Here is an 18750-nt window from a genome sequence, read left to right as displayed (position 1 = left end):
TCCCGCCGGACCCGCCGACCCCGTGCATCCCGTCGAACCGTCCCATGACCCCTACCTCCACGGTCGAGCAACCAACTAGTCACTCACCGTAGCGGTCGTCACTGACAGTCGCCCTCCGCTGGGCCAGGCGGGCGAAGAAGCGCAGCAGTTCCGGGTCGTCGACCGCGCCCAGGTTGGCCGCCCGCTCCAGCTCGACGCCCTGGAAGAGCCGCTTCACCGGTACTTCGAGGCGCTTGCCGGTGCGGGTGTGCGGCACCCCGGGGATCGGCAGGATCTCGTCCGGCAGGTGGCGGGGCGACAGCCGTCGCCGGATGGTGGCGGCGATCCGGTCGCGCAGCTCCTGGTCCAGCTCCGCGCCCTCGGCCAGGGCCACGAAGAGCGGCATCCAGTAGCCGCCGTCCGGCTGTTCGACGCCGATCACCAGCGACTCGCGGATCTCCGGCAGCGTCTCGACGGCCTCGTAGATGTCGGCCGAACCCATCCGCACGCCCTGCCGGTTGAGGGTGGAGTCGGAGCGGCCGTGGATGATCACGCCACCGTGCGAGGTGTGGGTGATCCAGTCGCCGTGCCGCCACACGCCGGGGTACACGTCGAAGTAGCTGTCGTGGTACCGCGAGCCGTCCGGGTCGTTCCAGAAGCCGACCGGCATGGAGGGCATCGGGGTGCCCACCACCAGCTCGCCGACCTCGTCGATCAGCGGGGTTCCGGTGGCGTCCCAGGCGGCCAGGTCGGTGCCAAGGCACGGCGCCTGCAACTCCCCCACGTGCACCGGGAGGGTCGGAACGCCGCCGGCGAAGCAGCTGCACACGTCGGTGCCGCCGCTGACCGAGGCGATCCACAGGTCGGCGCCGGCCTCCTCGTGCAGCCAGCGGAAACCGTCCGGCGGCAGCGGGGAGCCGGTGGTGGCCACGCAGCGGGTGGCGGCCAGGTCGAGATCCCGCGCCGGGTGCACGTCCTTCTTGGCGCAGGCGGTCACATAAGCGGCCGAGGTGCCGAAGACGGTGGCCCGGGTGCGCTCCGCGACCCGCCACTGGACGTCGGCCGTCGGCTGGGCCGGGGCGCCGTCGTAGAGCACCGCGGTGGTGCCGGTGAGCAGGCTGGAGGCGAGGAAGTTCCACATCATCCAGCCGGTCGAGGTGTACCAGAACAGCCGGTCGGCGGGGCCGAGGTCGAGGTGCAGGCCGAGCTGTTTGAGGTGCTCCAGCAGGATGCCGCCCTGGGACTGGACGATCGCCTTGGGCAGTCCGGTGGTGCCGGAGGAGTACAGGACCCACAGCGGGTGGTCGAACGGCACCTGCTCGAAAACCGGCTCGGTCGGCTCGGCGGTCGCCTCCGCCCAGGTCAGGGCATCCGCCGGCGGGTCGCCGCCGAGCAGCGGGACGTGCACCACGGCGCGCAACGAGGGCAGCCCGGCGCGCAGTTCCGCCACGGTCTCGGCGCGCGGGTGCGCGCGCCCGGCGAACCGGTAGCCGTCCACGGTGATCAGCACGGCGGGCTCGACCTGCTGGAAGCGGTCCAGCACGCTGCGCGCGCCGAAGTCGGGGGCGCACGAGGTCCAGACCGCGCCCACCGCCGCGCTGGCCAGCAGCGCCACCACGGCCTCCGGCACGTTCGGCAGGTAGCCGCAGACCCGGTCGCCGGGGCGCACGCCCTGCGCGCGCAGGGTGGCGGCGAGCGCCCCGACCTGGAGCCGCAGCTCGGTCCAGCCGACCGGGCGGGGCGTCAGGTCCTCCCCGACGGCCAGCAGCGCCGGCCCCGCGGCCGCCGCCGGGTCGGCCGGGCCACGCAGCGCGTGCTCCGCGTAGTTGAGGGTGGCGCCGGGGAACCAGCGGGCCCCCGGCATCCGCGGATCGGCGAGCACCGCCGACGGCGGGGTGGCGAAGCGGACGTCGAAGAACTCCGTGACGGCCCGCCAGAACGCCTCCAGATCGGTGACCGACCAGCGGTGCAGCGCCGCGTAGCTGGCCTCCGGGTCACCCGGGGTGGGCGGCGGGGCGCCGTGCCGCTCGGCCGCGACGGCCTGGAAGCGGGTGATCCGGGCGGCGGCCACCCGCTCCTGGCTCGGCCGCCACAGCGGCTGGTCGGTACGGGCTTCGCTGGTCATGGGCGGCTCCGGGGTGCGACGACAGTGGCGCTTGACCGGGACGATGCCAGCTCGGCCCGGCCGGCACCAGTGTGTCGCCACCCGAATGCCGGGCCAACGCCCCCTGCCGGGTTTCCGGCCAGCCGGCGCGCTGGTAGGCGTGAAGAGTGCGCTCCCCCCGGGTGCTGGCCACCCTGCCGCCGGCCGTGCTGGCCACCGTGCTGCTCGGCGCGCTGGCCGGCTCGGTGGCGCCGGCCAGGACGTCGGCGGAGACCGGCCGGGCGCCCGAGGAGTTCGTGGCGCTGCGGACGGTGGCGCCCGAGATCCAGCAGGACATCCGGTACGCCGGCGGTCACAACTTCGTGGGCGAGCCGATCGACGGCTACCGGGAGGGCGAGTGCCTGCTGGTGGAGGCCGCCGCCCGGGCGCTGGCCCGGGCGCAGCGCGCGCTGGCGCGGGACGATCTCGGCCTGCGGGTCTTCGACTGCTACCGGCCGCAACGGGCCGTCGACCACTTCCTGGACTGGGCGGCCGACCCGGACGCCACCGAGGGGGAGGCGGAGTTCTACCCCCGGGTACCCAAGGACCAGCTCTTCGACGAGGGGTACCTGGCCGAACGGTCCGGGCACAGCAGGGGCGGCACGGTGGACCTCACCCTGGTGGACGCCGACGGCCACGCCGTCGACATGGGCACCGGCTTCGACTTCTTCGACCCGGCCTCGCACCCGGACTCCACCGAGCCCGACCCGGCGCAGCGCCGGGCCAGGGAACGACTGCGGGCGGCGCTCACCGAGCAGGGCTTCACCCCGATCGACACCGAGTGGTGGCACTTCGGCTTCGCCGATGAGCCGTTCCCAGACGAGCACTTCGACTTCCCGGTGGACCGCTCCGTGCTGCGGGACGGCGACTGAGGGGCCGAAACCCGGCGGTCGGGAACGGCCGGTGGAAAAGGTGTCGGCGGGCTCCGGAGCCACCCCCGTCGGTCCCGGAACCCGCCGTCACGTGTATCGGACGCCGCTTCCGCGCCAATGGTTCGCCTACTCCCCCGCTTTGTCACCCGTTCGCGACATTCCGCGTCCGCGCGGCCGGGAACCGACCCCGGGCCGACCGGCGCCGCGGCCCGTGCCCCCGGGCACGGCCGGCCCGTCAGGGGCGGCGCGGCGGGATGGCGAGCTGCGGGCCGAGCCGCTTGACCAGCAGTGCCATCTCGTAGGCGACCTGGCCGACTTCGGCGTCCGCGGTGGTCAGCACGGCCAGCGCGCTGCCCGAGCCGGCCGCCGTCACCAGCAGGAAGGCGTCGTCCAGCTCGACCAGGGTCTGCCGGGCGGTGCCGGTCTCGAAGTGTTGGCCGACGCCGCGCGCCAGGCTGTGGAAGCCGGAGGCCACGGCGGCCAGTTGCTCACCGTCCACCCGTCCCAGGGAACGGGAGGAGCCACGGGCCAGGCCGTCGGCGGCCAGCAGCAGAGCGTGCGTGACGCCGGGCACCCGCGCCACCAGCTCGTCCAACAACGGGTCGATGGATTCGGCCGTCGACTGGCCCCGCGGTGTGGTGCGGTCGGCGGCCGGGGGCTCGGGTGCGGTCATGCGTCCTGCCTTCGGGATGGGCGTGTTCAGGGGCTCGTGGTGGGTGGCGGCTCGTCCCGCTCGGTCTGCTCGGTGTGCTGCCGGCCGCGGCGCCAACCGCGTTGCAGCGCGGCCAGTCTGGTGCGCAGCTCGTCCGCGTCCAGCTCGGGGGCCGCCTCCGGGTCCGGGTGCCCGCCGGGCTCGCCGCCGGGCGGCGGGGCCGGCTCCGGCGCCCGCTCGGCGGCCGGACGGCGGACCCGGCGGGGCAGGCCGGCGCCGGTGCGGGCGTCGCCCTGGCCGGCGGCCCTGGCCGGCGTCGGGGCGCCGCCCCGCGGCTCGCCCGGCGCCCGGCCCACGGTGCGCCCGTGGTCGGCGACCAGCACCGGTGCGGTGGGGGCCCGGGGCGGGCCGGACCGGTCGTCGGGGCGGGGGTAGTCGGCGGCGTGCTCCCCGGTGCTGGTCGGCGGGCCGGCCAGCTCGTCCTCCGGGTCGTCGCCCACCGCGGCCTGCAACTCGACCGGCCCGTCCACCGGGCCGTCCAGCAGCGCCGGCCGGCCGGGCGCCCGGGGCAGCCGCTCCCTGGCGGGCGGCGGCTCGGCCGGCTCGGAGAGCAACTCGCCCGGGATCAGGGTGACCGCGGTGGTGCCGCCGTACGGCGACTCGCGCAGCGCGACCCTGATGTGGTGCCGCTCGGCCAGCCTGGCCACCACGAACAGCCCGATCCGGTCGGTGTCGGAGAGCTGGAACTCGGTGATCTCGGTGAGGCGTTGGTTGGCCTCGCGCAGCGCGTCCGCGGTCATCCCGAGGCCGCGGTCGTGGATCTCCAGCGTGACGCCGTGCGGCACCCGCTCGCCCGAGACCTGCACGGTGGTGTGCGGGGGCGAGAACACCGTGGCGTTCTCCAGGAGTTCGGCGATCAGCTGGACCAGGTCGGCTACCGCGCCGCCGGCCACCACCAGCGGTGGCAGGCGGCGGATCTCCACCCGCTCGAAGTCCTCGATCTCCTCGACCGCGGCCCGCACCAGCTCCGAGAGGTGCTCGGGCTTGCGCCAGTGGCGGGCCGGGGCGGCGCCGGAGAGGATCACCAGGCCCTCGGCGTGCCGGCGCATCTTGGTGCTGAGGTGGTCGAGCCGGACCAGGTCGACCCGCGCCTCCCGGTCCTGGCTGCGCCGCTCCAGCGTCTCCAGCAGGTGCAGCTGGCGGTGGAGCAGCACCTGGCTGCGGCGGGCCAGGTTGACGAACACCTCGGAGACGCCGCGCCGGGTGTAGGAGCGCTCGACGGACGCCGAGACGGCCTCCCGCTGCAGGGTGTTGAGGGCGCGCCCGATCTGGCCTATCTCGTCCTCGCCGTACTCCAGGCGGGGTGCCTCGGTCTCCACGTCCACGTGCTCGCCGGCCGCCAGCCGGCGGGTCACGCCGGGGAGCCGGACCTCGGCGGTGTCCCTGGCCTCCCGGGCCAGGTCCGTCAGGTCCCGGCCGAGGGAGCGGCCACCGCGCAGCGCCACCAGCGCGGCGACCACCACGGCCGCCAGGCCGAGGCCGCCGACCAGCGCGGCCCGCAGCACCACGGGGGTGGTCGAGGAGTCCAGCCGGTCGCTGAGCCGGCCCGCCGCGTCCCTGGCCAGCGCGCCGGTGCCGTCCAGCACGTCGGCGGTGCTCTGTGCCCAGTGCTCGGGCAGCGGGGTGCCGCCCCCGGCGAGCACCTGGGACTCGGCCTCGGCGAGGATCCGGGCGGTGCCGCTGTCCCAGAAGTTCTGGTGGCCCTGCCGGTCGTCCAGCGGCAGGTCGGGCAGGGCGTGCGCGTAGGTGGTCTGCCGCCTGGTGATCAGGTCGCTCAGCGCCCGGCGGTCGTCCTCGGTGCTGCGACCGGTGCCCAACACCCCGGCGACCAGGGCGTCTTCCTGGGAGAGGTACTCACGGGCCTGGGCCAGGCCGGCCACCGCGGCCGAGTGCCGTTCGTCCCCGGCGTCCTCCGTGGGCGGCAGCGCGGCCAGCAGCCGCAGGCCGGCCGCGGCCAGGTCGCTGTAGGCGTCCAGCGCGCCGGAGAGCGGGATGGTGTTGCTGTCCGTCTGGCCGCGCAGCCGCTCCAGCTCGTCCAACGTCCGGCGCAGCCCGTCCAGTCGGCTGCCGGCGGCGTTCGACAGGTCGCCCTCGGTGCCGGCCGCGGCGCGCCGCAGCCGGCGCAGCGCGGCGTCCGTGTCCTCCCTGGCCTCGGTCAACGCGGCCAGCCCCTCGGCGCGGCGCGGGTCGGCCAGGTAGACCATGGCGTCCCGGCGCTCGTCCTGGAGGGCGGCGACCGTGCCCTGCACCGGCTCGGTCAGCCGCTCGGCGGCCGAGGCCGTGTCCCGCGCGGCGAAGGCGGCCGGCACGGTGAGCACCGCCGCCGTCGCCCACAGCACCACCAGAGCGAGGAGCGGGACCAACACCAGCGTCCAGATCCTGCTTTGGATCGACTTGCCCCGAACGCGCATACCCTCCCCTTGCTCTGCTCGGGCCGCTCCCGGACGCGGTGGGGGTGACCGATCGACAGCGCGAGCCTACTACCGGCCACCGCACCGGGTCCGGTAACTGTCCGGTAATCATGGGAGTTGGCCCGGTGGGCGCCTCATCCTGGCCGGTGACCGGCGGGGGCGCAAGGCGTTCTACCATGGACCGCGAGGACATATCCGCGCATCTCACCGTGCAGGGAGCGAGAGCGGCGTGTATGCGAGACCCCGACTTCCGGATCCGGTACGCACCGCGGCGGTGCGGGCGGTGATCATCATCGCGCTGACGCTCAGCCAGCTCGTGGTGGTGCTGCTCGCGCTGTTCGCCGGCGCCTGGCTGGTGCTCCCGATGGCCATCTCGACCCTGGTCAGCGCCGTGGTGGCGACCTGGGCCGTGCTGGACATCTGGGTCACCTCGCAGTCCTGGCGGCAGCGCAACGGCGTCGTCTCCGTGCCCAGCAGCGTGGCCAGGGCCGGCGCCCGGGCCCGGCGGGCCGAGCGCCGGGCGGCCAGGAAGGCGGCGCGTCGTCACGGCCGGGCCGCCGGCTCCGGGGCGTCGGCGGACGCCGGCGCTGGCACCGAAGAGGCGGACGCGGCCGGCGGGTTGGACGTGCTGGGTGGCGGCGGCCTGCGGTAGACCCGGGTGGCCGTCACCTCGCCGTGCACCGGCTCGTCGCCCGCCGCGGTGCGCGGGAGGCCGGGCCGCAGGTGCTCCTCGACGCTGATGTACTTCAGCCCGGCCCGCAGGTCCGCGTCGTTCCGCAGCCGGATCACCAGCGGGAACTCGGCCAGCGCCGTGGTGTCGAACAGGCCGGTGGTGTAGAGCAGTTGAACGCCCAGCGCGTCGGCCACCGCGCGCTGCAGCTCCAGCAGGTACGTCGCGTTGGCCCGGCCGATGGGGTTGTCCAGGAAGAGCGTGCCCGCGTGCCGGTGCCGGTCCCGGCCGCGGTCGTTGCCGCGCAGCGCGGCCATCGTGCAGTACAGGGCGATGGCGGCGGTCAGCAGCTGGCCGCCGGAGAAGACGTCGCCCATCTGCCCCACCGGCACCCGCTCGGCCCGCAGCACCGCGTCCGGCTTGAGGATCTCCACCCGCACGCCCCGGGGCCGCAGCGCCGCGTGCACCCCGCGCAGCAGCAGCGACATGCCGTCCCTGCGCAGGTCCGCGTTCTTCCGGACAGCGGCCCTGGTCACCTCGTCCACCACCTCGCCCAGCCGCTCGGTGAGCGTCGACTGGTCCGGCTCGTCGAACCGGATGCGCAGGAACTCCTGCCCCGACCACTCCCCCAGCCCCTCGGGCAGCCGGGACAGCCGCTGCGCGGACCTGAGCGTGGCCAGGGCGGACTCCACCAGCCCGCGCAGCCGGTCCACGATGCCGTCGCGGTTCCGCTCCAGCTGGGTCAACTCGTCGCCCAGCACCCGCAGTCGGGGAGCGAACGCGGCGGCCCAGGCCGCGGCGTGGCCGGGCAGCGCGGCCGTGGGCAGCTCCCGGATCTGCGCCCGGGCCGGCGTGCGGACCTGCTCGTAGCGGCTGGCGTTGGCGTGCCGCACCAGCTGGTCGCAGGCCTCCCGGACGGCGGACTCGGCGGCGGCCAGGCCACCACCGGCGGCGCGCAGCGCGCGGCGGGCGTCGCCGGCCGCCGACCTGGCCTCGGCGAGGGAGCCGGGGTAGGGCTCGGGCGCGGCCGGCGGCTCGCCCGGCTCGTCGGCCGGCTCCCTGGCCTGGTCGCCGAGCAGGGCGGCGATCTCGGCGAAGCCGTCGGCCGCGGCCAGCGCCTCCGCGTGCTGCTCGGCCAGCCGGCGGTGCGCCTCCTCGGCGCTGGCCAGGGCCTCGTCCCTGGCGGCCAACTCGGCCTCGGCGGCCCGCAGCAGGGTGGCGGCGCGCCCCGCGTCCGCCGGCACCCGCTCGGCGGGCAGCTCGATATGGGCCTCGCCCTCGGCCGGCGCCAGCCGCTCGGCCTCGCCGCGCAGCCGGCCGAGCCGCTCACTGGCGGCGGCCGACCGCCCTTCGAGCAGCTGCACCTGGGACTCGGCACGGGCCGCGGCGGCCTGCCTGGCCGGGCCGTCGGCGCCCTCGGGGCCGTCGAGCAGCTTCGCGGCGCGGGTGCGGACCTTGTTGCTCAGCCGGGCCAGGGCGGCCCGGGCGGCGGACTCGTCGCCCTCGGCGCGGGCCTGCTCGGCGCGCAGGTCGGCGCCGACGCCGACCTTCTCGTAGAGCCGGGACGCCGAGCGGTACGCCTCGCGCAGCGCCGGCAGCGAGGACTCGGCGCCGTCGGCCGGCTGCTCGGGCTCCTGGGCCGGCTGCTCGGGCGCGCCGGAGACCTCGGCCCGCTCGGCGCGCAGCGCGTTGGCCGTGCGGCGGGCGTCGTCGGCGGCGCGCTGCGCGGCGCGGCGGTCCTCGTCGGCGGCCTGCGCGGCGGCCAGCCGCTCGGCCGCGCCCGCCTCGGCCTCGGCGGCCTCGGCGGCCAACTCCCGCAGCCGGGACTGCCATCGGCCGCGCTCCCGCAGCCGGTGCGCCAGGCCGGCCAGGGCGTCGGCGGAGCGGCGGGCGCGCTGCGCGGCCTCCTGCCGCTCGTCCCTGGCGCGGGCGGCCTCGCCGGCCGACTCGCCGGCCTCGGCCGCCGCGGTGACGGCGGCGACCCGGCGGGCCGCGGCCTCCTCGGCGGCCGCGGCCGTCTCCGCGGCGCGCGCGGCCAGCTCGGCCAGCCGGCCGGCGGGGCAGCCGGCCCGCCAGGAGGCGAGCCGGGCGGCCAGCGCCCGGTCCTGGCCGACCCTGGCCGCCAACATCCTGATGTCGGCGTCGCGTTCGCCGGCGCGGGCGCGCAGCGTCTGGCGCTCGTCGTCGGCGGCCCGCTCGTCGTGCATCGCCGGGTTCGGTGGGACGAGGAAGATGCCGCTGTCCGGGCCGCCGGGCGGCGGGGTGGGCGCCAGCAGGGCGGCGGCGGTGCCGACGGCGACGGCCGAGCGGGGCAGCAGCGCGGCCTCGGCCAGCGCCTCCCTGGCCCGGGCGTGGCTGGCCTGGTCGGTGATGACCACGCCGTCCACCAGCTCGGGGCGGGCGGCGAGCACCGCCGCGTGGTCGGCCGGGTCGACCGCCTGGGCGAGGTAGCGCCAGCCGGGCAGCGCCGGGATGCCGTGCTCGCCGAGGTACTCGACGGTGGCCAGCACGTCGGGGCCGGGCGGCAGCAGGCCGCCGTCGCCGAGGGCGGCCAGGATGCGGGTGTCGTCGGCGGCCTCGGTACGCAGCTCGAAGAGCCGGCGCTCCGTCGACTCCAGGGCGGAGTCGAGGAGTTGGGCGAGGGTCTCGGCGTTGGCGTCCAGCCCGGCGACGCCCAGCCCGGGACCGTCGGCGGCGCTGTCGGTGGCCCCGGACGCCGGGGCCTCGGGGTCCGCCGGCAGGCCGAGCAGCGCGGCCAGCCGGGGCTCGGCGGCCAGCGCGCGGGCCGTGGCGCGCTCGCCGGCCAGCGCCGCCTCGGCGGCCTCGGCGGCGTCGGCCGCGCGGGCCGCGGCCAGCTCGGCGGCGGCCCGCTCGGCCTCGCGCTCCCTGGCCAGCTCGCCGGACCGGGCGGCGACGTCCCGGGCCGACTCGAAGGCGGCCACCGCGGCCCGCTCCGCGTCGGCGGCGGCCAGCGCCGCGCGGGCCGGGTCGGCGCCGGGTCCTGCGGCCAGCCAGCCGGCCTCCACCGCCTGGGCGGTCTCCTGCTCGACCTCGGCGAGCCGCTGCCGCAGATGCTCCGCCTCACTGCGGGCGCGCTGGGCCGCCGTCGCGCCGGCCGTGGCGTCCCGGTGGGCCGTCTCCGCCGCCTGGAGCAGGGTCGCCGAGCGCTCCTCCTGCTCGGCGGCGGCGCGCTCGCCGCGCTCGGCCGCCGTGTGCAGGGCCGCGACCAGGGCGCTGGCGGCCCGGCCGCGGGCGGCCAGGGCGGGCGCCGCGTCCCGCTCTGCCTCCTGGATGGCGGCGGCCACCCGGGCCGCCCGGTCGGCGGCGGCGCGGTGCTGGAGCACCGTCTCGGCGGCCTGCCAGGCGGCCTGCTGGGTGCGGGCCTCGGTCAGCTCCCGGCGCTGGGCCGCGGCCGCCTGCTCGGCGGCGGCCAGCGCCAACGAGGCGTGCCGGTAGGCCAGTTCGGCGGCGGTACGGTCGGCGACGGCGCGCCGGCGCGTGGCCTCGGCGACGGCCTCAGCGCCGTGCGCGGCGCGCTCGGCCAGCTCGGCGGCGAGCCCGCGCTCCCGCTCGGCCCGGGCGTCCAGCCGCCGGGTCAGCGCCCGGGCGCGGTGCTCGGCGGCCGTGTGCACCGAGCGGGCCCCCTCGCGGGCGTCGGCCGCCTCGCCGACCCGGTGCAGCAACTCGACGGAGCCGGCGGTGAAGTCGCGCTCGGCGGTCAGCTCGGCGCGCCGGCCCAGCTTGTCGGCGAAGCCGTGCACCAGGTCGGCCAGGCCGTCGGTGTCCTTCGGGTCGCTGACGGCGCGGAGCAGCAGGTCGGTGAAGTCCGCGTCGTTCTTCACCGCGAAGAGGCCGGCCGCCTCGCCCTCGTCGGCGTTCATCTCCCGCTGGTAGCGGAAGAGTTCCGGGTCGAGGCCGAGGCCGCCCAGGTGCTCGATCCAGCGCTCGTGGACCTCCTCCCAGACCACGTCGAGGTTGGGGTAGGCCCGGTCGGTCTCGGTGAGGACGTCCCGGAAGCCCTTCATGGTGCGGCGCCGGCCGCGCGCGCCCGAGCTGCCGTCGGCCGGGTCCTCCCGACGCAGGGCGGTGGACTCGGCGACCGGCAGCGAGTCCAGGCTCATGCCGGCGCCCGGCCGGAACGAGTACCAGGCCTCGGCGAACTTGCGGGGGTCGCTGGAGACCTGCCGGCCACGCCACTCGCTGACCTTGCCGACCACCACGGTCTCGCCGGTGCGGGTGTGCTGCCACTCCAGCGCGACGTGGCCGCAGTCGTCGGCGAGCAGGAACTTGCGCAGCACGCCGGAGCTGGCGCCGCCCAGGGTGTTGCGGTGGCCGGGCAGCATCACCGAGAAGATCAGCTTGAGCAGCACCGACTTGCCGCCGCCGTTCTCCAGGAAGAGCACGCCGGCGGGCGCCGGGCGCAGCGGCGGGCCGGCCGGCTCCTCCTCGAAGAAGTCCGCCTGGGCGGGCGCCGGCTCCGGCACGGGCGCGCCGACGCCGCGCAGGTCGAGGACGGTGTCGGCGTAGCGGGCCCCGGCTGGGCCGATGGAGTAGAGACGGACCCGGGACAGCTCGTACATGGCGGGGACTCTCGTGGTTCTCGGACGGGATCGGGAGACGGTCGGGCGGGGGGGTGCGGGGCCGGGGGCGCGGCGGTCAGCGGTGGAACGGGAGGCCGGCGCCCGCCACCAGGTCGAGCGAGTCGTCGGACGGGGACGGCAGCAGCGCGCCGGCACCGTCGCTGACCGGGACCAGCCCCAGCTCGGTCAGCTCGGACATGGCGGCCGAGGCGGCCAACTCCCGGACCTGGAGCTGGTAACGCGGGGTGGTGCGGTAGGTGCCGCCCTGGTCGTCGCCGGTGCGGTGCAGGAAGCCCGCGTCGGCGAGGAAGGCCACCGCCTTGCCGACGATGCCGGTGGTGGAACCGGCCAGCCGACGGGAGTCCTTGGTGGCGCCCGTCGCGCTGCGCCGGGCGTAGACCCGCCAGGCGGCCTCCAGGCCCGGCTCCTCGCTGGCCGGGTCCGTGTTCTCCCCGCGCTCGGCGGCGCGCTCCGCCAGCCGCTGGCAGGCGTGCCGGACGAAGCCCTCCACGCCGTGCACCGAGATCCGGCCCAGGTAGTCGTCGTCCGCCAGGTCGGCAGGGCGGGGGAACGCCAGCGCGGCGACGGCCAGATGGGCCAGGCCGTGCAGGAAGCGGTCCGTCGGGTCGGCCGTGGTGCGGCGGGCGTACTCCCCCATCCGCACCGCGAAGACCGAGTCCTCGGCGGCGGCCACCGCCATCCCGGCGCGCGGCGAGACCTCCAGCACCACCAGGCCGAGGCCAGTCGCCACCGCGTCGGCGATCCGGGCGAACGGCGGCTCCTCCTGGTAGCGCCGCAGCAGCGCCGCGTACTCGGCGTCCCTGGCGGGCGGCAGCTTGGGCTGGAGCCCGAAGGCGACCAGCCGGGCGGCGTCGGCGGTGTCGGCTGGGGTGAGCGGGGTGTTGCCCGCGGCTGGGGTGGTCATGAGCTGCTCTCCGTGCGTGCGGCGGCCATGCCGGCCGCGTCCAGCAGGGCGGTGCCGACGATGAGGTCGGCGCCGCCGAAGTCCCGGTCGTTGAGCGGGGTGCCGTCGTCCACCGCGAACAGCAGCCGCCGCTCGCCCTGCCGGTAGGCGGTGCCCACCGGGGGGCTGGCCGCGTGCGCCGCCAACAGGGCGATCAGGTGCGGTAGTTCGGCGTCCCGGGCGCGGGCTTCGGCGAGCAGCCCGGAGAGCCGTCTCGGCGCGTCGGGCGGCAGCCGCAGCAGCTCCATGGCCTGGCTCAGCTGGGCGTCGCTGAACCGGCTGTCGTCCGGGGTGGCGACCAGGTCGGGCTCGGGCAGCTCGGCGCCCAGGTGCTCGCGGGGCGCCGGCGGGGTGAGGAGCTGCTCCGTCAGGTCGGTCAGCCGGACCGCGCCGGGCGGCCGGGGGCCGGTGCCGCGGGCGAAGTAGGCGTCGGTGACCCGGGTGGCGTCGCCGACGGGCAGCGGCAGCAGCGGCGCCAGCAGCTGGCCGTAGAGGTCGGTACCGGCGCGGGCGGCCGGCATGGCGAACGCCTGCCGGTCCTGCTCGGCCCGGAACAGCGGCCCGGCCTCCAACAGCCGGGACTGGAGCTGGGTGTGCCGCCGGATGCAGTCCCGCACGATGTCCACCAGCTCGGCGGCGCGCAGCTTGTGCTCCGGGTCGGACGCCTCGTCGCGGGCGTGCCTGATGTGCGTGAGGATGGCGTTCTCGTGCCGGTAGCGGTCGGCGATGTGGTCCAGCGCCTCGTTGATCAGCTCGGGCACCGCGTGCAGCCAGTCCACCGCCCGGACGTCCCGCCGGGTCGTCTCCAGGGTGCGGCGGAGCGTCTCCGCGTACTGGACGGTGCGGTATCTGGCCTGCTCGGCCGCGAGTTGGGCGTCGGCGAGCCGGCCCCGGTTGATCAGCACCTCCAGCTTCACCTCGGCGGCGATCTGGGCGCTGGTGACGTCCGTGTCGAGGGCGCCGACCAGGACGTTGACCGCCTCGTCCGTGGTGCGCAGGTACACCTCGCCGGCCCGGCCCTGGACCTCCTCGACCAGCTTGAAGTCGTAGTCCCTGCGGGTGTATTCGCCGTCGGCGCCGAACGTGCCGTAGACGGCGCGGAAGCCGCGGTCCACGCTGCCGACGTTGATCAGGTTGTCCAGCACCCAGCGGGCCACCCGGCGGTGCTCGACGGTGGGGCGGGTGGGGGCCTGGGCGGCGATCCGCGGCAGCAGCCGGGCGATCACGTCCTCGTGCTCGGCGCCGGTGTCGAAGTCCATGCTGAGGGTGACCAGGTCGATCGCGGCCAGCGCCACCTCGGCCATGGCGTAACGGGCGTACTCGCCGGCCAGGTTGGCCTTGCGGACGTCGAGGTCGTGCAGGGGGGCGGTGCAGGCCAGGGCGCGCAGCCGGCGGGCCAGCCCCTCGTCCGCCGCGGGGCCGGGCGCGAGCCGGGCCGCGGGCGGCCGGCCGGCGCCGGGGCCGGCGGGGGCGGGGACGCCGGCGGTGCTGCCGGTCGGTGATGGTGCGGTCACGTGGCACACCCTAGGCCGTGCCACCGACAACGCTCGATTCGGCACGGATGCGGCTGTTGTCCCCGAGGCCGGCGCCCGGCCCGCAACAACCGTGCTGACCTGGGGTTTTGGCGGTCCGAACGGTGGCTGGTGCCGAGACCGGGACAGCCCACCGTGATCGGCGGGCGACTGGCGGGACGAGCGCACGCGAAACGGCTGGTATTACTGGGGCATGCACGAAGAGACCGCACGCTCCGCGATCGACACGTTCATCTCCGCGTTCAACGCCTCGGACGACAACTACGTGACCGCCCTGCTCTCCCAGGCTCTGACCTCGGACGTAGTCTTCTGGGGGCCGTTGGGTCGCAGCGAAGGCATCGCCGCGGTCGAGCAGTTCGTGCTGGACATCCGGCACCACCCGGCGGGGACCGGCACGATGGTGCGCTGCTCAGCGGTGGACATGCCGCACGATTGGGCCCGGTACCAGTGGGTCTTCACCACGCCGGCCGGCGGCCCCCGCCTGGCGGGAACGGACATCGTCCATCTGCGGCGGAGCCTCATCGACCAGGTCATCGTCTTCGCGGGGGAGATCGAGCCGCCCGCCCCCTGAGTCATCCCTCTGCCGCTGGTCCTCTCCTGAACCGGCCTCCTGCCAGCACTAGCCGAGGGGCTGCTCGGTCCAGATGGTCTTGCCGGTCGCGGTGTAGCGGCTGCCCCAGCGGTGGGCGAGTTGGGCGACCAGGAACAGTCCTCGGCCGCCCTCGTCGGTGGGGCGGGCCCGGCGCAGGTGCGGCTGCGTCTCGCTGGGGTCGGAGACCTCGCAGATCAGCGCCTCGTCCCGGATCAGCCGCACCCCGACCGGCCCGCCGGCGTACCGGATGGCGTTGGTGATCAGCTCGCTGATGATCAGCTCGGTGGGGAAGGCGAGTTCGCTGAGGTCCCACTCCCTGAGCTGGCCGAGGACCAGGTCACGGGCGCGGCCCACCACGGCCGGCTCGGCGGGCAGTTGCCAGTGGGCGGTGGTGCCGGGCGGCAGCGGCCGGACCCGGGCGACCAGCAGGGCGACGTCGTTGGCGGGGGCGCGTTCCGGCAGCAGCCGGTCCAGGACGGCGCGGCCGACCTCGGCCGGGGGCCGTTCCGCCGTGGCGCCCTCGGTGAGTTGGTGCCGCAGCGCGGCGACGCGTTCGGGCTCCACGGCCTTGCCGGTACCGGATTCGGACGCGCTACCGGCATCGGATTCGGCGTCCGTGCCGGAGTCGGTCTCGTCGGCACCGGTTCCGGATTCGGTTCCGGCTCCGGATTCGGCTTCGGCTTCGGTGGCGCCGTCGGCGTCCGCGTCCCCGCGCGGGCCGCCGTCCGGCGGGGCGGCGCCGGGGTCCGTGTGCAGGGTGACCAGTTCCTCGCTGAAGAAGGCCAGCACGCTGTCCGGTCCCAGCCGCAGCGTGAACGTCTCGTAGGGCTCGCCGCCGACGCCGAGCGCCGGCCCCGGCTTCAACGGGAGCGTCTCGGCCTCCGTGCCCGGCTGGGCCACCATCGGCGGGGTCCGGCCGGCGCTGGCCAGCGAGCACTCGCCGCTGACCGGGTCGTAGACGCAGTACAGGCAGGTGGCGCCGATGGCGCCGAGCTGGCCCTCCCGGGCCTCCTCCGCCGGCGCGAACTCGGCCAGTCGGACGGCCAGGTCGTTCAGTCGGGTCAGCAGTTCGTCCGGGGCCAGGTCCAGGTCGGCCAGGGTCTGCACGGCGGTCCGCAGCCGGCCCATGGTGGCGGTCGCGTTGAGCCCGTGGCTGGCCACGTCGCCGATGACGAAGGCCACCCGGGCCGAGGAGAGCGGGATCACGTCGTACCAGCTGCCGCCGATGCCGGCGGTGGTCTCGGCCGGCACGTAGTGCCCGGCGGTGCTGGCGGCGGTGACCTCGAAGTCGGGGGGCGGCAGCAGGCTGCGTTGCAACGTCTCCAGGGTGCGGTGCTCGCGGGTGTAGCGGCGGGCGTTGTCCAGGCTGAGCGCGGCCCGGGAGCCGACCTCCTCGGCCAGATCGGCGTCGGCCCCGTTGAACGGCTCCCGGTCCGCGGAGCGCCACAGCGCCAGCGTGCCCAGCACCTGGCCCCTGGCGCGCAGTGGCACCACCATCAGTGAGCCGGGCGAACGGGGCAGCAGCAGCCGGGCGGTGCTCTCCGCGACGGGCGGCTCCTCGTCGGCGCGCACCGTGCGCAGCGCGGCGGCGGCCTGGTTGCGGATCGCCTCGGGGCCGGTCGCGTCGTCCCGCATCTCGATCCGGAAGACCGCGCCCAGCGGCTGCACCTCGTCCGGCCAGTCGCCGCCGAAGCCCTGGGCCGTCGCGACCCGGCGCACCCGTTCCCCGGACAGCGAGGTGGGGCCGGGCTCGTCGCCGGTCAGCACCCGGTCGCCCAGGTCGACGGCGGCCAGGTCGGCGTAGTCGGGCACCAGCACCCGGGCGAGTTCCTGCGCGTTGCGGGTGACGTCGAGCGAGGGGCCGATCCGTTGGGCGGCCCGGTGCAGCAGGGCCAGCCGCAGCTGGGTCTGGTGCTCCTCGGTGACGTCGGTGTAGACGCTGACCACGCCGAGCCGCTGCGCCTGGGAGTCCTTCAGCCGCAGCGAGGTGACCGACAGCTTGCGTTCCTGTTCCGGGGCCCTGGGACTGCGGTAGGAGTGCTCCCAGTTGATCAGCGGCTCGCCGCTGGTCAGCACCCTGGCCAGCTTCTCGCCGACCGCCCGGGTGTCCGCCGGCGTCATCATCCGGTCCAGCGGGATGGGGTGCTCGGCGGTCGGCTCGGGCAGCGGCTCCCCCCGCTCCCGGATGCCGTTCCACTCGCGCAGCGCGTTGGCGTCCATGTTGAGCCGGGTGACCGCCAGCTGTTCGTCGTGGATGGCCAGCCCGACCTGCTGCTGGGAGAAGAGCGCCCGCACCACGGACTGGTCCTCCTCCTGCTGCCGGGCGGTGCCGGCCTCGGTCAGCGTGACCAGGTGCCGGACCGGCTCGCCGATCAGCGGGGGGAAGACGTCCAGCCGCGCCTCGACGTGGTGGCCGGCCCGGTGCGGGACGCGGACCGGCCAGCGGCCGGGCCTGCCCCGCTGGGCGGCGGCGCACGCGTCGGCGTCGGAGACCAGCTCGTTCATCGGGCTGCCGAGCAGTTCCTCGGGCGGCACCCCGGTGAGCCACTCCGACTCGGGGGACACGGCGAGCACCGTCCCGTCGGCGCCCACCTCCAGCAACACCACCGACTGCCCGGGCGGACGGCCCAGGTCACCGGGGTTCGGGATCGCGCACACGTTCCTCCCTCGGGTCGCGGGCGGCGGCCCTCGCCCCCACTGTCCCGGACGTGGCGGCAGCCGGCGACTTCGCCGGGCCGGTCGGGGATGCGGGACTGCTCCGTTGGGAGTGCAATGGAGGGCAACGGGTGGCGGCGGGGGCCCGGCGCGCGGGGCGGCGGGCCCGGGCGGCGTCACCTCGGTACCGACCCCCCACACGGTGGGGCGGAGGGAGGCGGCGATGACCGCTCCACGACGGCTGCTGCGGGTGTTGCCGGCGGGCCACAGGGAACGGCTGATGACGCTGGCCAGCGAGGTGTCCTTCGAGCAGAGCCAGCGGATCTTCGAGGAGCGCGGCACGGCCGACCGGTTCTGGATCGTCAGGTCCGGGACGGTCACGCTGGACCTGCGGCTGCGGGGCAGCCGGCCGACGGCCGTGTCCTCCCTGGAGACCGGGGACCTGCTGGGCTGGTCCTGGCTCTTCCCGCCCTTCCAGTGGGACTTCGGCGCCGAGGCGCTGAGCCCGGTGCGTGCCTACGAGTTCCAGGGTCCCGAGGTGCAGGCGCTCTGCGACGAGGACCCGGCCTTCGGCTACGCGCTGCTGCGGGTGGTGGTGGAGATCCTGGCCCACCGGGTGCAGGCGTCCCGCACCCGGCTGCTGGACCTGTTCGCGCCGCACGCCGGGCAGACCGGTTCGCTGGGCGGTCCCTAGCCGGGCCCCAGCCCTCTCACCAGCGGTCCCAGTGCAGGACCTGGTCGCGCGGAACGCGCCGGGCCGGCTTGAAGTCGGTGCCGATGGTGTAGGCCAGCGGGATGAGGGCGGCCAGCATGACCTTCTCGTAGGGCACGCCCAGCACCCGCGCCAGCTCCCGTTCCCGTGGCCCCTGCGCGGTGGTCCAGGTGGTGCCGAGACCGCGGGCCCGGGCGGCCAGCATGAAGCTCCAGACGGCCGGCAGGATCGAGCCCCAGGTGCCGGCCTGCTCGGTCACCGGGGCGTGGTCGGTGCGCCCCTCCACGGCGGGGATGACGAAGGCCGGCACCCGGTGGATGTTCGCGGCCAGGTGGCGCAGGCCGTCGAAGACCCGCTCGGTCGATCCTGGGTGGTAGTTCATCCGCCAGACGTCGCGCTGGGTCAGCGGTTGTCCCGAGGCCAGTGCGAGGGAGCTGAGGAAGAGATCCGCCACGGCCCGCCGCCGCGCGGGCTCGGTCACCACGACGAAGTGCCAGCGCTGTCGGTTGCGGCCGGTGGGCGCCTGGGTCGCCAGGTCCACGCACTCCTCGATCAGCGACCTTGGCACCGGTCGGTCCAGGTCGAGTCGGCGGCGCACGGCGCGGGTGGTCGAGAGCAGCTCGTCGGGGGTCAGGTCCAGCGTCACGGCGGCGGCCTCCATCGGCTCACACATAATCTGCTGACAGATGATTGCCGAGCATACAAAGTCGGTGGTTGGCAGGCAAACAATCTGGTGACAGATGATCTTTGGTAGGGTGCCGGCGGGACCAGAAGGAGGTCACGTGACTCCACCCACGCGTAAACGCGCGGGCTTCCTGCGTCGGTGGCTAGGCCGCCGCGCGGAGGGCCAGCCCGGCCCGGTTGAGGACGTTCGTCGCGCCGACGTGGTCCGCGTTGGCCGCGAACCCGCACGCCGTGCACTGGAACC

Annotated in this window: 12 protein-coding genes; 4 read left to right on the top strand and 8 right to left on the bottom strand. The window is 76.0% G+C overall.

Annotated elements, in window-relative coordinates; translation table 11 throughout:
- Positions 1-79: 79 nt before the first annotated feature.
- A complete protein-coding gene (locus tag RM844_RS05425) occupies positions 80-2104 on the bottom strand; it encodes an acetoacetate--CoA ligase (protein WP_311665380.1) in 2025 nt (674 codons plus the stop codon).
- A 146-nt stretch (positions 2105-2250) separates the two neighbouring features.
- On the opposite strand from RM844_RS05425, the gene RM844_RS05420 reads away from it, so the two are divergent.
- On the top strand, positions 2251-2994 hold the full coding sequence (locus RM844_RS05420) for a M15 family metallopeptidase (protein WP_311665378.1): 744 nt from the start codon (positions 2251-2253) through the stop codon (positions 2992-2994).
- Positions 2995-3229: 235 nt separating this feature from the next.
- Here the strand turns inward: RM844_RS05420 and RM844_RS05415 are convergent, their stop codons facing one another.
- On the bottom strand, positions 3230-3667 hold the full coding sequence (locus tag RM844_RS05415; protein ID WP_311665376.1) for a roadblock/LC7 domain-containing protein: 438 nt from the start codon (positions 3665-3667) through the stop codon (positions 3230-3232).
- A gap of 26 nt (positions 3668-3693) precedes the next feature.
- Positions 3694-6117, bottom strand: a complete 2424-nt coding sequence (locus RM844_RS05410) for a sensor histidine kinase (protein WP_311665374.1) — start codon at positions 6115-6117, stop codon at positions 3694-3696.
- A 229-nt stretch (positions 6118-6346) separates the two neighbouring features.
- Here RM844_RS05410 and RM844_RS05405 point away from each other — a divergent pair, with 229 nt between their 5' ends.
- Entirely contained in the window at positions 6347-6769 is a 423-nt protein-coding gene (locus tag RM844_RS05405) for a hypothetical protein (RefSeq protein ID WP_311665372.1), read from the top strand.
- Here RM844_RS05405 and RM844_RS05400 read toward each other — a convergent pair.
- The 3 genes from RM844_RS05400 to RM844_RS05390 form a co-directional block, all read right to left on the bottom strand.
- A complete protein-coding gene (locus tag RM844_RS05400; RefSeq protein ID WP_311665370.1) occupies positions 6661-11367 on the bottom strand; it encodes a coiled-coil domain-containing protein in 4707 nt (1568 codons plus the stop codon). The genes RM844_RS05405 and RM844_RS05400 overlap by 109 nt on opposite strands.
- 76 nt (positions 11368-11443) lie before the next feature.
- Complete coding sequence (locus RM844_RS05395) at positions 11444-12292, bottom strand: hypothetical protein (protein ID WP_311665368.1); 849 nt, start codon at positions 12290-12292, stop codon at positions 11444-11446.
- Positions 12289-13845 (bottom strand): hypothetical protein, encoded by a 1557-nt coding sequence (locus tag RM844_RS05390; RefSeq protein ID WP_311665366.1) that lies wholly within the window; start codon positions 13843-13845, stop codon positions 12289-12291. Before RM844_RS05390 ends, RM844_RS05395 begins: the two co-directional genes overlap by 4 nt.
- 211 nt (positions 13846-14056) lie before the next feature.
- Here RM844_RS05390 and RM844_RS05385 point away from each other — a divergent pair, with 211 nt between their 5' ends.
- The gene (locus tag RM844_RS05385) at positions 14057-14434 is read left to right on the top strand and encodes a nuclear transport factor 2 family protein (RefSeq protein WP_311665364.1); all 378 of its coding nucleotides are present in this window, start codon (positions 14057-14059) and stop codon (positions 14432-14434) included.
- 48 nt (positions 14435-14482) lie between these two features.
- Here the strand turns inward: RM844_RS05385 and RM844_RS05380 are convergent, their stop codons facing one another.
- Entirely contained in the window at positions 14483-17113 is a 2631-nt protein-coding gene (locus tag RM844_RS05380) for an ATP-binding SpoIIE family protein phosphatase (protein ID WP_311665362.1), read from the bottom strand.
- A gap of 220 nt (positions 17114-17333) precedes the next feature.
- On the opposite strand from RM844_RS05380, the gene RM844_RS05375 reads away from it, so the two are divergent.
- On the top strand, positions 17334-17804 hold the full coding sequence (locus tag RM844_RS05375) for a cyclic nucleotide-binding domain-containing protein (protein WP_311665360.1): 471 nt from the start codon (positions 17334-17336) through the stop codon (positions 17802-17804).
- Positions 17805-17820: 16 nt separating this feature from the next.
- Here the strand turns inward: RM844_RS05375 and RM844_RS05370 are convergent, their stop codons facing one another.
- The gene (locus RM844_RS05370; RefSeq protein WP_311665358.1) at positions 17821-18468 is read right to left on the bottom strand and encodes a nitroreductase family protein; all 648 of its coding nucleotides are present in this window, start codon (positions 18466-18468) and stop codon (positions 17821-17823) included.
- Positions 18469-18750 lie beyond the last annotated feature (282 nt).

The organism is Streptomyces chisholmiae (assembly GCF_031845445.1).
In the GTDB taxonomy this organism is placed as follows: domain Bacteria; phylum Actinomycetota; class Actinomycetes; order Streptomycetales; family Streptomycetaceae; genus Streptomyces; species Streptomyces chisholmiae.
This window is presented reverse-complemented; position numbering and strand designations above follow the sequence as displayed.